At 67.7% G+C, this 15,028-nt stretch carries 12 protein-coding genes and 2 pseudogenes; 9 read left to right on the top strand and 5 right to left on the bottom strand.

Annotation, left to right across the window (positions count from 1 at the left end):
• Positions 1-193 precede the first annotated feature (193 nt).
• Complete coding sequence (locus tag K3U93_RS04995; RefSeq protein ID WP_071508993.1) at positions 194-538, bottom strand: hypothetical protein; 345 nt, start codon at positions 536-538, stop codon at positions 194-196.
• A gap of 271 nt (positions 539-809) precedes the next feature.
• On the opposite strand from K3U93_RS04995, the gene K3U93_RS04990 reads away from it, so the two are divergent.
• The 4 genes from K3U93_RS04990 (at position 810) to otsB (ending at position 3,147) form a co-directional block, all read left to right on the top strand.
• Positions 810-1,121, top strand: coding sequence for a hypothetical protein (locus tag K3U93_RS04990; protein ID WP_071508994.1), 312 nt, complete (start codon positions 810-812; stop codon positions 1,119-1,121).
• A gap of 478 nt (positions 1,122-1,599) precedes the next feature.
• Positions 1,600-1,842, top strand: a complete 243-nt coding sequence (locus K3U93_RS24710; protein ID WP_071508995.1) for a hypothetical protein — start codon at positions 1,600-1,602, stop codon at positions 1,840-1,842.
• Positions 1,743-2,099: a transposase gene (locus K3U93_RS25430; RefSeq protein ID WP_350355546.1), complete on the top strand. Its 357-nt coding sequence runs from the start codon at positions 1,743-1,745 to the stop codon at positions 2,097-2,099. The genes K3U93_RS24710 and K3U93_RS25430 overlap by 100 nt, the downstream gene beginning before the upstream one ends.
• Complete coding sequence (gene otsB, locus K3U93_RS04980) at positions 2,005-3,147, top strand: trehalose-phosphatase (protein ID WP_350355545.1); 1,143 nt, start codon at positions 2,005-2,007, stop codon at positions 3,145-3,147. The genes K3U93_RS25430 and otsB overlap by 95 nt, the downstream gene beginning before the upstream one ends.
• Here the strand turns inward: otsB and K3U93_RS04975 are convergent.
• A pseudogene (locus tag K3U93_RS04975) lies at positions 3,148-3,322 on the bottom strand (PIN domain-containing protein); the annotation flags it as partial.
• Between K3U93_RS04975 and K3U93_RS25590 the strand changes: the two are divergent.
• Positions 3,320-3,493, top strand: a pseudogene (locus tag K3U93_RS25590) (trehalose-phosphatase); the annotation flags it as partial. The pseudogenes K3U93_RS04975 and K3U93_RS25590 sit on opposite strands and share 3 nt — an antisense overlap.
• A gap of 160 nt (positions 3,494-3,653) precedes the next feature.
• Positions 3,654-7,145 (top strand): PE family protein, encoded by a 3,492-nt coding sequence (locus tag K3U93_RS04970; protein ID WP_220688582.1) that lies wholly within the window; start codon positions 3,654-3,656, stop codon positions 7,143-7,145.
• 4 nt (positions 7,146-7,149) lie between these two features.
• Here the strand turns inward: K3U93_RS04970 and K3U93_RS04965 are convergent, their stop codons facing one another.
• Entirely contained in the window at positions 7,150-8,019 is an 870-nt protein-coding gene (locus tag K3U93_RS04965; protein ID WP_083009497.1) for a MaoC family dehydratase, read from the bottom strand.
• Between the two features lie 84 nt (positions 8,020-8,103).
• On the opposite strand from K3U93_RS04965, the gene K3U93_RS04960 reads away from it, so the two are divergent.
• Together K3U93_RS04960 and K3U93_RS04955 are read left to right on the top strand one after the other, a co-directional pair.
• Complete coding sequence (locus K3U93_RS04960; RefSeq protein WP_083009494.1) at positions 8,104-8,811, top strand: histidine phosphatase family protein; 708 nt, start codon at positions 8,104-8,106, stop codon at positions 8,809-8,811.
• A 42-nt stretch (positions 8,812-8,853) separates the two neighbouring features.
• Positions 8,854-10,857: an SDR family oxidoreductase gene (locus K3U93_RS04955; RefSeq protein ID WP_083009492.1), complete on the top strand. Its 2,004-nt coding sequence runs from the start codon at positions 8,854-8,856 to the stop codon at positions 10,855-10,857.
• 526 nt (positions 10,858-11,383) lie between these two features.
• Here K3U93_RS04955 and K3U93_RS04950 read toward each other — a convergent pair.
• Entirely contained in the window at positions 11,384-11,956 is a 573-nt protein-coding gene (locus K3U93_RS04950) for a hypothetical protein (RefSeq protein WP_083009490.1), read from the bottom strand.
• A gap of 296 nt (positions 11,957-12,252) precedes the next feature.
• On the opposite strand from K3U93_RS04950, the gene K3U93_RS04945 reads away from it, so the two are divergent.
• Complete coding sequence (locus K3U93_RS04945; RefSeq protein WP_083009488.1) at positions 12,253-13,281, top strand: nucleoside hydrolase; 1,029 nt, start codon at positions 12,253-12,255, stop codon at positions 13,279-13,281.
• 390 nt (positions 13,282-13,671) lie between these two features.
• Here K3U93_RS04945 and K3U93_RS04940 read toward each other — a convergent pair whose 3' ends face one another.
• A complete protein-coding gene (locus K3U93_RS04940; protein WP_083009486.1) occupies positions 13,672-14,892 on the bottom strand; it encodes a hypothetical protein in 1,221 nt (406 codons plus the stop codon).
• Between the last annotated feature and the right edge of the window lie 136 nt (positions 14,893-15,028).

Genomic DNA, 15,028 nt, shown 5'->3' with positions numbered 1-15,028 from the left:
CGTCGGCGATCGGAATCGGTTTACCGGCGCCGCACTGTGGCCCAGGCCGGCCGTTTGCGGGTCTTGGTCGGACGTTGCAGCCGTTCGTCTTTCCATAATCGTTGCGTGCGTTGGGGATTGACCATGGGGCCTTCGGCTTTGGCGATGGCGTGCGCCTTGTGCCAGCCCCACCGCCTGGCCACGGCGCCCGAGATCAGGTTGGGGGCGGGGCCGGCTGGTCGGGCTGAATCGCCCCGTTGCAGCCACCGGGCGGTGGCGGGCCCGGGAGGGGTTCGTCACCGCCGACGCAGTCGTAGTAGAACTGGGGGCCGGCTATCCAGGTTTTCATCCACTGGTGCCAAAACGACCCGTCGGGGTACTTCTCGCCGTCGCACACGGCCAAATTGCCGTAACCCCATCGACCACCCGGGCAGTAGCCCTTCGTCATGTCCGGCTGGTGCGGGTCAGGCGGATCAGCGTTGGCAACCGCAGTAGAAAGAACAAACGCCGCAGCACAACCCAATATCGCAGCGCCATGGCGAGTAAGCCTGAATGTCATTTCGACTCCCTTAAAGCGTTGAATCAAAACAGCCGATTCCAAGCGATGATCAGGACTTGTGGATGAGCCGCGGCGATGAGGTATAGGCACAACCATCTTTTCGAATAGTTTACGACGCGCTTTTCGACAGTTTACGACGCGGCAGATTGGCGGCGTCAACTCGGGCGTATTCCCTGGCGCAAAGAAGGCCTCCAGGTCAAGACCCGATCGCCGCGGACGCGGCCGGGGGTGTCCTCGGTCCCTCCGATCGAGGCCGGCGCGCCGAATATGGTTGTGGGCGATCGACTTCCAGTTCGACTCCACCACCGACAGCAAGATCGTCTCGATGATAGACGAACGCACCCGTCCGGAGCTGGTTTCTCAAGCGCTGCAACGGTTCTGCGAGAACAAGACCGGCTTGGCCTACATCCCACCAGGATGCCCGTGGGTCAACGGCCACAAGGAGTGCCTCAACCGCAACCACTGGAACACCCCGTTCGAGGCCCGCGTGGTCATTGGCGACTTCAAGCACGAACATAGTCACCGACACCCACCATTCGGCTCTGGGTTACCGCACGCCGACCGAATACGCTGCGGCATATAGGCACACCCACACTCCTATGGCCTGCGAGATCAACTGAATTCGGATCAAAAAACCCGACTCTAAAACCGGGTGGACTCAGTAATGATGACTCACGACGTACGAACTGTCGTCCTGGTTTCTCTCTCCACTCCACGCGAGTCCACTTGACAACACACAGAGCTGAAGTTGGCGACTGCCAAGCCACGAATCTGGTCGGAGTGAGCGGCTGGGGCGGTCTCTGATTGCGATTGCAAAAGAACGGCGAACGCGAGCATCGGAACCTTTACGCAAACGCCCGCCCAACTCGGGCGGCATCGAGGAGGATCTTGCCCAAGCGATACGCGTGTTGGTGAGAGTGAAAAAGACGTCCTCCTGATGTCGTTAACGGGCTTGGTGTCCCAATACAGTCAGGAGGGCGTCGCGGTCCAGGGTAGCGCTTTGTCGCGTGGTGATAAAGGCCGTAATGCGCGATTGGCCCGATTGCGGGAGTTGGTGCCGGGTGAGCGCGCAGCGCCGGGCCGCCCTGGAGCGCGCCGGCTGGGTGCTCGAGATTCTCGATGAGCTTGAGCTAGCCGACGTGGCCGACAGCATCCCCGGAGCCAGCGCGATCGGGGCGGCGGCGATTTTGGCTGAGACCATGCGCTGGTCAAGCATGCCGGGCTATGCCCGCGCGAGAACAACAGCGGCGCCAGTACTGGCCGCTCACGGTTCTGCGGGCATGGCCGGCCTCGGCTGCGGCTGACCGCCTGGCGTGCAGTATGGGGTGGGCTGCGCTGGATTCACGTCAGCACAGCAATTGACTACCGTGACTACCGGCACCTGCGCCGCGACTGGGTTCAGGCGAGGAAGGTTGGTCATGCGCAAGTTGGAACCGGTCACCATCGACCCGCGCCGCCACGACGCGGTGCTGTTCGATGCCGCGCTGGACCCTACGGAAGCGCTGGTCCAACAACTGCACGGGGTCGGTGTCGGCGCCGGCGTCTTTTCGCCCGGCGGTGACTGTCGGGACGCCTTGGTCGGGGCGGCCGATCGCCTGGGCGCGCGACCGGGCCGGTGCGTCGTCGTCGCGAACGACGCGGCGGGCGTCCGGGCCGCGCTCGACGGCGGGTTCGCGTTGGTCATCGGCGTCGACCGGACCGGCGACGGCGACTTGCGGCGCGTCGGCGCCGACGCGGTCGTCGCCGACCTGAGCGAGATCACCGTGCGCACCGGGGACCGTCGGATGTCGCAGTTGCCCAACGCGTTGGAAGCCCTGGATGGCCTGGTCGCCCGGCGGCCGGCCGTGTTCTTCGACTTCGACGGCACGCTCTCGGACATCGTCGACGACCCGGACGCGGCAAGGCCCGTCGCCGGCGCGGTCGAGGCCCTACAGAAGCTGGCCGAGCAATGCCCGGTCGCCGTGCTGTCCGGACGCGACCTCGCCGACGTGACGCAACGTCTCGGCCTGCCCGGCATCTGGTATGCCGGCAGCCATGGTTTCGAGCTGACCGCACCCGACGGAACGCACCACCAAAACGACGCCGCGGCCGCGGCCATCCCGGTGCTCGAGCAGGCGGCCGCCGAACTACGCGACCGGCTCGGCTCGATTCCCGGAATTCTCGTGGAGCACAAGCGGTTTGGCGTTGCCGTGCACTACCGCAACGCGGCCCGCGACCGCGTCGGCGAAGTGACCGCTGCGGTGCACGAGGCGGGTCAGCGGGATGAGCTTCGGGTGACGACGGGCCGCAAAGTCGTCGAGCTGCGCCCGGATATCGACTGGGACAAGGGAAAAACCCTCCGCTGGGTGATGGACCACCTGCATGACGCCGACCCGGGCCCGCTGGTGCCGATCTATGTCGGCGACGACATCACCGACGAGGACGCGTTCGACGCTGTGCGCCCGGATGGTGTCCCAATCCTGGTGCGGCACAACGAGGATGGTGACCGTGCCACCGCCGCATTGTTCGCGCTGGACAGCCCGGCGCGGGTCGCCGAGTTCACCGACCGGCTGGCGCGGCAGCTTAGCGATAGTCGTGAAAGAGCGGGCAAATTCGTAGACGGCCGCTGATCAAGACGGGGCGATCACGGCCATGCCGAGTGCCTCGTCGGCGTCGCGCATGCGGTCATCGTATGTGCACAGCCGGCCAAGATCGGTGCCGAGTCGCTGGGCGGTCGCCAGGTGAATCGCACCGAGGCTTGCCTAGGTCGAATGGCAACAGCCCACCGGCAAGATCGAGCACCCGGCGTCCGGCGCACCGGGCCGGCACAAGCGATTTGGCGTTGCCGTGCACTACCGCAACGCCGCCCGTGACCACGCCAGCACGCGCGGCGGGCTTGCGGGGTCTCCGGGTTGACAACCGGCCGCGAAATCATCGACCCGGCGCCGAGATATCAGCTGGGACAAGGAAAGAACCGAACGTCCGGCTCGTCAGCCAATCGACGCCAGCGTAAATCAACTTATGACCGCTGGTCATTGATGCTTGGTCCTTGCCGCGAACGCCCTGTGGTCTGTGCCAAATGCCGGACGCGGTGCTGGGGGCCACGCTAAGCTCGCGCCGACTCGGGAGGTCAGACATGTCGTTTGTGATCGCAGCGCCGGACCTGATAGCGACGACCGCGACCGACTTGGCCGGGATCCGCTCGGCGATCAGCACCGCGAATGCGGCGGCGGTGGGCCCGACGGCCCAGCTGGAAGCGGCGGCCTCCGACGAGGTGTCGATAGCGATCTCGGCGCTGTTTGGCGAGTACGGCCAGGCGTATCAGGCGCTCAGCGCGCAGGCGACGGTGTTTCACGACCAGTTTGTGCAGACCTTGAACAATGCCGGCGGCGCGTACCTCGGCACCGAGGCAGCCAACGCCCAGCAGGGTCTGCTCAACGCCATCAATGCGCCCACCGAGACGCTGCTGGGGCGTCCGTTGATCGGCAACGGTGCTGCCGGGACATCGACCAACCCGAACGGCGGGGCCGGCGGATTGCTGTACGGCAATGGCGGCAACGGCTTTTCCCCAACGACCGGCACCGGTGGTAACGGCGGGTCTGCGGGGTTGATCGGCAATGGCGGGAACGGGGGCGATGGGGGAGCGGGTGCGAACGGCGGCAACGGCGGCAACGGCGGGTGGCTGTATGGCAGCGGCGGTTTGGGCGGCAACGGCGGTGCGGCCACCATCGCCGGCGGCAGTGGTGGCAGCGGCGGTATCGGCGGCAGCGCCGGGCTGTGGGGCGACGGCGGTGCCGGTGGGAGCGGCACGGACGGCGCAGCAGGCACGTCGGCCGGATCCGGTACTGGCGGCAACGGGACCAACGGCGGCAACGGCGGCAACGGCGGAGCGGGCGGCAATGGCGGGCTGCTGTATGGCAACGGCGGCAGCGGCGGCGACGCCGGCAATGGCGCCGATGGCGGAGACGGCGGCAGCGGCTTTTCCGCATCGGTGGGCGAAAATTTACCCGGCGGCAACGGCGGTGATGCGGGCAACGCCGGTAGCGGCGGCGCGGGCGGGGCCGGCGGGCACGGCGGTCTCCTCGCCGGCAACGGTGGGGCCGGCGGCCATGGCGGCGACGGCGGCACCGGCGGCGCTGGCGGCGCCGGAGGCGAGGGTGACAACTCCATCTCTTCCCAGAATGGTGGCGCCGCCGGTAACGGCGGGGCCGGCGGCAATGCGGGCGCCGGAGGTGCCGGCGGCAGCGGCGCCCTGCTAGCGGGCAACGGTGGTCAGGGTGGCGCGGCCGGTAGCGCCGGCGCAGGCGGCGGTGGTGGCCTCGGCGGCAGCGTCACCAGACAGGGTTTCCCCACGCTGCCTCCCAACGCGGGCCTTGGCGGTGATGGCGGTGCCGGCGGCAACGGCGGCATCGCCGGTGCCGGCGGCGCGGGCGGGCACAGCGGTCTACTCGCCGGCAACGGCGGTGCCGGCGGCAACGGGGGTAACGGCAACAACGGCGGTGACGGCGGCAACGGCGGCACCGGGTCCCAAACTTCCTCTGGCACCAACGGTGGCAACGGCGGTGACGGCGGCCTGGCCACCGCCGGTGGGGCCGGCGGTGCCGGCCAGAGCGGCGGCTTCCTGGTCGGCAATGGCGGTACCGGTGGCGCTGGCGGTACCGGTGGCGCCGGCGGCAACGGCGGCAGTGCCGGCAGCTCGGGCGAAGGCGTAGCGCAGGACGGCACCAGCCAAGCCGGCGGCAACGGCGGCGCCGGTGCGACCGGCGGGAACGCCGGGTGGCTAGACGGCGCGGCCGGCAACGGCGGCAACGGCGGAGACGGCGGGTCGGGCGCGAACAGCTCGACCACCGGGCTCGGCGCCACTGGCGGGGACGGCGGGCGCGCCGGCCTGTTCGGCACCGGTGGGACCGGCGGGACCGGGGGCGATGGCGGCGCCGGCTCCGACAGCGGCTCCGGCGGCGGCCCGGGCGGCGCTGGCGGCGGCGGCGGAACCGGCGGGTTGCTGTTCGGCAATGGCGGGACCGGCGGTATCGGCGGAGACGGCGGAGGCAGCTCTGCCGGCATCGCCGGCGCCGGCGGCGGCGGTGGGGCCGGCGGGTCGGCCGGATTGCTCTACGGCACCGGAGGCGCCGGCGGTATCGGCGGGGACGGCGGAACCCAGAGCAACTCCGGGAGCGCCGGCGCCGGTGGGACCGGTGGTGCCGGCGGGTCCGGGGCGTGGGTGTTCGGCAGCGGTGGGACCGGCGGCGACGGCGGCACGGGCGGGAACCAGTTGAACCTTGGCGGTCCCGCGGGTGCCGGCGGTAACGCCGGGTCCGGCGGGAATGCCGGGCTGATCGGCGCCGGCGGCGCCGGCGGGTCCGGAGGCACCGGCGGGACGGTCCACGGCGGCCACGGTGCCGTGGTGGACGGCGGCACCGGCGGCAACGGCGGGACCGGCGGGGACGGCGGCTGGATCTACGGCAACGGCGGGACCGGCGGTGCCGGCGGCAACGGCGGGAGCGTCACCACCGGCGGTACCTTCACCGACTCCACCGCCGGCACCGGTGGCAACGGCGGGGCCGGCGGCGCCGCCCGGGGAATCGGCAACGGCGGGGCCGGCGGCAACGGCGGGGACGGCGGGGCCACCACCGATGGCACCGCCAACAACACCAACAACGGCACCGCGGGCAGCGGCGGCAACGGCGGCAGCGGCGGCAACGCCGCGTGGTGGGGCAACGGCGGCAGCGGCGGTCAGGGCGGTCTCGGTCAGCCCGGCAACAGCGACACCGTCGGCACCCCGACCGGCAACTCAGCAGGCGGCAACGGGGGCAGCGGCGGCAACGGCGGCAGCGGCGGCAACGCCGGGCTGCTCTATGGCGACGGCGGCAACGGAGGCGCCGGCAACAGCGGCGGCAGCGGCAGCACCGGCCAGACCGGCAGTCACGCAACCGGCGGTCCCGGCAGTACGGGCGGCGACGGCGGCAGCGGTGGCGACGGCGGCGACGGCGGCCGCGGCGGCCTCGTGTTCGGCGGCAACGGCGGTGCCGGCGGCGGCGCGGGCAACGGCGGCGACGGCGGGGACGGCGGAACCGGCGGTCACAACGCGACCACAGCCGGTGTGGGCGGTAACGGCGGCGACGCCGGCAACGGCGGAACCGGCGGGGCCGGCGGCAGCGCCCCCGGCCTGTTGGGCAGCGGCGGCGACGCCGGCAACGGCGGAACCGGCGGCAATGCCGGCAACGGCGGCGACGGGGGCAACGGCCCGAGCGCCGGCAACGTCGGAGGCAACGCGGGCGTCAGCGGCCTCGGCGGGGCGGGCGGGGCCGGCGGAAACGGCGGGGTGATCGGCGACGGCGGCACCGGCGGCTCCGGCGGCGGTGGGGGCAACGGGGGTAACGGCGGCAACGGCCAACAGGGCGCCGATGACGGCAACGGTTCCAACGGCGCCAACGGCGGTGCCGGCGGTGGCGGCGGAAGCGCGCAGCAGGCCGGCAACGGCGGGAATGGCGGTGGCGGCGGAAACGCCGGGACCGGTGGGACCGGCACGGTTTCCGGCGCCGATGGCACCCCCGGCGCTGGCGCCGTCGGCGGCGCCGGCGGGGCGATCGTCGGCACCCACGGAAGCAGCGGGGCCAACGGAACCTAAGCAGCTAGGACTCGGTGTACTCCGCCGCACCGTCGTCCAGCACGACCCGGGCGGCACCGTCGGATCCGGAGGCCTCGGTGCGAAACACCGCCTTGCCCGGTTCGGTGCGCCAGATCAGCGTGGTCAACGTCTCGCCGGGAAACACCGGCGAGGTGAACCGCGCCGCGATCGAGGTGACGTTGGCCGCGATGCCCTTGCCCAGCTCGGCCACCAGCGCGCGCCCCGACACCCCGTAGGTGCACAGCCCGTGCAGGATCGGCTTGGGGAACCCGGCCATTTCCCGGGCGAACCACGGGTCGCTGTGCAGCGGGTTGCGGTCGCCGGACAGTCGATAGATCAACGCCTGATCCTCACGGGTGGGCAGCGCGATCCGGGCGTCGGGCTCGCGGTCCGGAAATTCCGGGGCAACGGGCCGCTGGCCCGGCACTCCCCCGAACCCGCCCTCGCCCCGGATGACCAGCGTGGTCAGCGTCTCGGCGATCAGCTTCCCCGAGTCCGGCTCGGTGCCGCGGCCGCGCAGCACGACGATCGCGTTCTTGCCCTCGCCCTTGTCCTGGATGTCGACGACCTCGGAAACCACCGACAGCTTGCCCGCGACCGGCAGCGGCGCATGCAGCCGGATGGCTTGCGATCCGTGTAAAAGCATGGCCCAGTTGAACTTTCCGATCTTGCCCGCCGCCCCGAACGCCGGGCAGCAGATCACCGCGTAGGTGGGCAGCACCTGCTGGGTGATGCCGTGGCTGTTGTCGGTGGTGAACGACAGGTCCTCGGTCCCGCAGCCGACGCCGAGGGCATACAGCATGGTGTCCCGGTCGGTCCATTCGAACGGCATCGGTTCGGTCACCGCGCCGACGGCACTCGGGTCAATGGCCATAGGGGTCTCCTCTCGAGGCTTTTTTCTGCACCCAACCATCGCAAACCCTTCACAGCGACACCGTCGGCGGGGCAGGCTATCGCCATGTGCAATCGCGGCTTGATCCGGAAGGCTTCAAAGGCGGCGGCAGTGCTGGCCGCGACGGTAGTCGTCGGCGCCTGCGGCGGATCACCGCAGGCGCGCAGCATCACGGTGACGTTCATCCGGCACGCGCAGTCCGAGGCCAACGCCAGCGGGACGATCAACACCGAGGTGCCGGGCCCCGGCCTGAGCCCGGAGGGCAAGGGGCAGGCCGAGCAGCTGGCGCACGGCCGCCACGATTTCGACAGCGTCTACGCCTCCACCATGGTGCGAGCCCAGCAAACCGCGGCGCCGTTGGCCGCCGAACTGGGTGAGCAGGTCGAGGTGCTGCCCGGTCTGCAAGAGATCAACGCCGGCTGGTTCAACGGCAAACCCGAGACGATGGCCCCCTCCACCTACCTGCTGGCGCCGGCGGACTGGCTCAACGGCGATGTCCAGGACAGGATCCCGGGGTCGGTCAGCGGGACCGAGTTCAACAAGCAGTTCACCGCGGCCATTCGGAAGATTTACGACAGCGGCCACCGCAACCCGGTGGTGTTCTCGCATTTGTACTCCATCGAGTACTGGACGCTGATGAACACGAAGAACGCCAAGGACAGCCTGGCTGCCAGCCATCCGCTGCCGAACATCGGCCGCGTGGTGGTCACCGGCAACCCGACGACCGGCTGGACGCTGGTGGACTGGGACGGCATCCGCAACTTCTCCGGCTGAGCCCGGTTGACGCGTGCGCCCGGGAGCGGCCACGATGGCTGCATGCGGTATGTCGTTACCGGCGGTACCGGGTTTATCGGTCGCCGCGTCGTGTCTCGTCTGCTCGAAACCCAGCCCGATGCGCAGGTGTGGGTGTTGGTGCGCCGGCAGTCGCTGGGACGCTTCGAACGCCTGGTCGTCGACTGGGATGAGCGGGTGAAGCCGCTGGTCGGCGAGCTGCCGGAGCTGGCACTGACCGACGAGGTCGTCACCGAGCTGGGTCCCGTCGGCCACGTGGTGCATTGCGCGGCGATCTATGACATCACCGCCGGGGAGGCCGAGCAGCGGGCCGCCAACGTCGAGGGCACCCGCGCGGTGATCGGGCTGGCGCGGCGGCTGGGCGCGACGTTGCACCACGTGTCGTCGATCGCCGTGGCCGGTGACTTCCGCGGCGAGTACACCGAGGACGACTTCGACGTCGGCCAGCGGCTCCCGAGTCCGTATCACCGGACGAAGTTCGAGGCCGAGTCGCTGGTGCGGTCGACGCCCGGGCTGCGCTACCGCATCTACCGCCCCGCGGTGGTGGTCGGCGATTCCCGCACCGGGGAGATGGACAAGGTCGACGGGCCGTACTACTTCTTCGGCGTGCTGGCCAAGCTGGCCGTGCTGCCCAAGCTGACCCCGATCCTGCTGCCCGACACCGGGCGCACCAACATCGTCCCGGTCGACTACGTCGTCGACGCGCTCGTCGCGCTCATGCACACCGAGGGATCCGACGGGCAGACGTTCCACCTCACCACACCGAAAACTGTTGGGCTGCATGGCATCTACCGCGGTGTCGCCAAGGCGGCCGGCCTGCCACCGCTGCGCGGCTCGCTGCCCCGAGCCGCGGCGGCGCCGGTGCTGAAGGTGCGCGGGCGCGCCAAGGTGCTGCGCAACATGGCGGCCACCCAGCTGGGAATTCCCGCCGAGGTCTTCGACCTGGTCGACCTCAAGCCCACCTTCGTCAGCGACGAAACCCGAAAGATATTGCGCGACAATGGCGTCGGCGAGGTTCCCGAGTTCGCCGGCTACGCGCCGAAGCTGTGGCGGTACTGGGCCGAGCACCTCGACCCCGACCGTGCCCGTCGTGACGATCCGCTGGAGGGCCGGCACGTCATCATCACCGGCGCGTCCAGCGGCATCGGGCGGGCGTCGGCCATCGCCGTCGCGGAAAGGGGCGCAACGGTATTCGCGCTGGCCCGCAACGCCGACGCGCTGGATCAGCTGGTTGCCGAGATCCGCGCGGGCGGCGGGCAGGCGCACGCGTTCACCTGCGACGTCACCGATTCGGTGTCGGTGGAGCACACCGTCAAGGACATCCTGGGCCGCTTCGACCACGTCGACTACCTGGTGAACAACGCCGGCCGGTCGATCCGCCGGTCGGTGGTGAACTCGACCGAGCGACTGCACGACTACGAAAGGGTGATGGCGGTCAACTACTTTGGCGCGGTGCGCATGGTGCTGGCGTTGCTGCCGCACTGGCGTGAGCGCCGGTTCGGCCACGTGGTCAACGTCTCCAGCGCCGGTGTGCTGGCGCGCAATCCGAAGTACAGCTCGTATCTGCCCACCAAGGCGGCGCTGGACGCGTTCGCCGACGTGGTGGCCTCCGAGACGCTGTCCGACCACATCACGTTCACCAATATCCATATGCCGCTGGTCCGCACACCGATGATCGTACCGTCCCGGCGGCTCAACCCGGTGCCGCCGATCAGCCCCGAGCGCGCGGCGGCCATGGTGGTGCGCGGCCTCGTCGAGAAGCCGGCGCGCATCGATACCCCGCTGGGCACGCTCGCCGAGGTCGGCAACTACTTCACGCCCAAGCTATCGAGGCGAATTTTGCACCAGCTCTACCTCGGCTACCCGGATTCCCCTGCGGCGCGGGGAGTTTCGCCGGCTATCATCGCGCCGAACGACCGCCCGCCGGTGCGTCGCCGACCCAAACGCCCGGTCCGGGCCGTCGCTCGCGTGGGGGTTCCCAGACCGGTCCGAAAGGCGATCCGCCTGGTGCCCGGTGTGCACTGGTGATCACGTCGTCACCGAGGGGGATGCTCGGGTCGCGTTACTTAGGTCTGGTCCGGCCTACGTACCGCCACGGTTGAGATCCCGGACTGAAGATAAGCGGATGGCTTGTGGGCGGAATTCGGCCAATCGGCCGGCTTGCAGATCGACGCCATGGTATTTCGTCCCAAGGTCCACGAGCATCTATAAAGGGTGACGAACGTGCCCCGAACCGCGGACAGCTCCAGCAGGCCGCCGAGCGGTGGCTTGATCCCCTCGACCTGGCAGCCATTGCTTCATCGGACGCCGATACCAGTCGACTGCGCCGCATCGGCGAAGCCGTAGGCGCCGTTGCCAGGAGCCAGGTGGAGTTGGCCGATGCCGTGGCCGCCCGGGCGCCCAGCTGCGTTGTCCGTTGTCCGTACGTGACGTTCTATACGCCGTTTCAGGTGTATTGTCTGCGGTGAAGCTGATGCCACTGCGGTGAGTGTCAGAAGTGAACCCCAGGAGTTCCTGCCGGACGACAGGGCCTGGGGTTTCGCGTTTCTTGGAATCAAAGGTCAATCAGTGTCACCCGCGATTCGATATACTCGAAGTAGTGTGGGTTTCCGCACCTCATCTGGGTAACCGCCCCACAACAAGCATCCGGGATCCACAGCATCGGATCGGCTGGGCCGCCAACATGATTGATGTGCAGATGGCCGCCCAGTTGGCGTTTACGCCGTAGATAGTGCAAAGTCTGCTCGTCACGGCGGTCGTCTTTCTTACCTCGTGATTCGATGACCGCATTATCAACGCCCATGCTCACCAGCTCGGGCAGCATTCGCTCCATACACAGCCGACGTTGGCGCTCCGGCTTCTTGGCTGTGTGCGCGTCTGAGCGGACAACGACCAGGTGCTCAAGTTGCAACGACGCGATCGTCTTGGCGATCAGTTCCTTTCGGGCGGCATCTTCGCTACGCCAATGCAGCTTCTTATGACTTTTGCCAACCAGCAAGCCGCGCATTATGCCGCGCAGCTCCGCGGCGTGCTCAGCCTCGCTGACGACCGCGCTCAGAATATAGGTACCCGGGTCCATTGCCTGGTTGGAGCCCGACTCATCGAGCCATGAGACGTAGACGGGCACTTCAGCTTTTCCTGTTCCTAGAGCAGCGGTATTCGGGACCCTACCGCGCTTTACGGACAAGAAAGGCGCCGTTGCCAGGAGCCAGGTGGAGTTGGCCGAAGCCCGGGCGCACGGACACACCTGGACCCAGATCGCAACCATGCTCGGCACCAGCCGCCCGGCCGCTCAGGAACGCTACGGCGAGCTGGCCGAGCGTCCGTAGAAGCACTCGCCTGAAGGGCGAGGATCGCTAAGGGACAGGGGATTTGAGATCCTGGAGGCGTCTCGCCTCGCCGGTCCGGCGTATCGTTACCGCGGTGAGCCCCGTTTTCGTCGACGTCGACACCGGCGTCGACGATGCGTTGGCGCTGGTGTACCTGCTGGCCAGCGACGTCGATCTGGTCGGCGTCGCCTCGACCGGGGGAAACGTTGCGGTACAACAGGTTTGCGCGAACAATTTGAGCCTGCTCGAGCTGTGCCGGGCCACCGACATACCGGTGTCCAAGGGCGCGGACGAAACGCTGACCGGTCCGATGGGTGCCCCCTCAACGGTTCACGGCACCAGAGGCCTGGGGTATGCCGACCTGCCGCCCTGTGATCGCCGGCTCACCAGCTACGACTCCGCGGCGGCCTGGGTGCGTGCGGCACGCGCCTTTCCCGGTGAGCTGATCGGCGTGGCGACCGGCCCGCTGACCAACCTGGCGCTGGCGCTGCGCGCCGAACCCGAACTGCCGAGGCTGCTGCGACGGCTGGTGATCATGGGCGGCTCCTATGACCATCGCGGCAACATCACTCCGGTGGCGGAGTGGAACATCAGCGTGGACCCCGAGGCGGCGGCCGAGGTATTAACGGGCTGGTCCACCAAATCCCATGGGCTACAGCGACTTCCGATCCTGTGCGGGTTGGATCTGACCCGCAACGTCGCGATGACGCCGGACATCCTGGCGAGGTTGGCGGCGGTTGCGGAGTCGACGACAACGTTAATGTGCGCGGGCGACGAGCGCGGCACCAGGTCGGCGGCGTCCAATCCGTTGATTCGGGTGATCGAGGACGCGATGCGGTTCTACTTAGAGGCCTATAACGACAATGGGCACGGATATTTGGCGCATCTGCATGACCCGCTGGCCGCCGCGGTCGCGCTGGAACCGGAGCTTATCGCGATCCGTCCGGCGACGGTGGACGTCGAGCTGAGCGGGACCCTGACTCGCGGCATGACGGTGACCGACTGGTCAGGACACCGAAAACCCAACGCACTCATCGGTATTGACGTCGATTCGGCGGCGTTCTTCGACAGGTTCATCGAGCGGGTCGGCACGTTCGCGCGCCGGCTGGCCGATAGTCCATGAACGATCGCCGTGTGTCGTCTTCTTCGGGACTTGTTGTCGGTGATCAATCGGCGCCGCGCTCGGGCAGGCATGCGCGTCGGCCAGAAGTCGCGGGTTCGATACCACATCCGCCGTGGCCGATGGCGGATCAGCGTTCCTTGGACGATCAGATAATAAGGCTGAAATCCGCACCTGGAACACCGGAAATCACTGGCATACAACCAATTTCACATCGACCTCGGCGTCATGGATACAACCTCGAGCGTCATCCCGCCCGCATTGGGCGTAATCCCGAAACGCCGCACACTCGCCTGAGAAGCACACCATAAACGGATCGGCCCCCTTCGTGCTCGCGAAGGGGGCCGATCGCCGTTGGTGGTCACCGGCTCGCATCGGCGACCACCGGCGGACTTACAGCATCTTGAGGAGGCTGAGGATGAACGTTCCCACTCCGGCCGCAATGGTGCTTAGCATCGAAGGCAGATTCGATAGGCCCGACGGTAGATTTTGAAGCAGCGCCGTCAACTGGGAACCAATGTTGCTCAGATTGGACGTTAGCGTGTTCATTATGGGGGTCAGCGATGGCCAGCCCTGAGTCGCCACGGTTTCTAAGTTCTGGAATGCGGCCGCGAGACTGCCGCCGCTCACGACATTCTGAGCGTTAGGCGCCACGATAGCCTTGGCGAGTTGCTGAGGAAGCGAATTCACGATGTCCTGGATGGTACCGCCGTTAAGTTGGCCGACAACCGAGTTAAGTAAACCGTTGTTAAAGAGGGTCTTTCCAGGTGTCACGGTGTGGCCATTGAGAAATGCATCCACCATTTGGCCGGGGATATCCAGGAAATTCGTCACTGCTCCGATTGAGTCTCCGGAGGCCTGTGCATCAGAGACAGCTTGAAGAGAGCCAGCGAGCCCATTGAAAGTGACGACAGGCAGATTGCTTAACGTGTTACCGAGTGTCCCAATAGCCGTAGTGGTCAGGAAGTTGGTCGCATCAGTGAGGTTTTGCAGCATTAAGCCGGGTATGACGAGAGTTTTTTCTAGCGGGAATCCAATTTTCACAATTGGCGACGTGAAAACCGCACCCACGACATCATTCACGGCGGTCGCGACCTGTCCCTGACTGTAGGCCATGCTCGCCCGCATTAGCTGACCCGCGAAGTTGCCGGCGCCAGGCCCCGTGAAGTATGTGACGGCAGCGTTCGCGGCCGTCTTGAAGGGGGTGACGTAATCTACGCCGTATTGCGCGAAATTGGCGAGGACTTGTTGCAGGATTGGCGCAGGATGCGCGAGCCAATTCTGGACGATGTTTTCGATATTGGCGGTCGACTTCGGGACGATGTCTATCCACGTTTGTAGGGGATTGACAGCATTGCTAACGGCGGCCGCTGGCACGGCGGCCGCGCTTGCACCGCCGGCGAGCGATGCAAGCTGACTCTCCACGCCGCCGAACAGGTCCAGCGCGCTGGCGGCGTCGGTGAGATTGATGTCGGTCACGCTCACCTGGGGCAGGTAGCGGGCCGCGTCGATTTGGGGTAGGTGCTGGGCCATCGGACCGGTGGCGATGACTGCGGCGCTGGCCAGGGCGACGCCGGCGGTGATGTGGGGGCGGGCTGCGAGATCCACGACCATCTCCTTTGATCGGTGAGTCAAAATCGGATGGTCAGAAAGTAGCTGAGAACGACCTGAGATTCGGGCGAGTTAGGCTGATATCGGTCAACTTGGTCGCGCAAACATCGCTTCTCGCAAACTATGTAAGGAAGCGTAA

This window comes from Mycobacterium malmoense, assembly GCF_019645855.1.
Taxonomy (GTDB): Bacteria; Actinomycetota; Actinomycetes; order Mycobacteriales; family Mycobacteriaceae; genus Mycobacterium; species Mycobacterium malmoense.
This window is presented reverse-complemented; position numbering and strand designations above follow the sequence as displayed.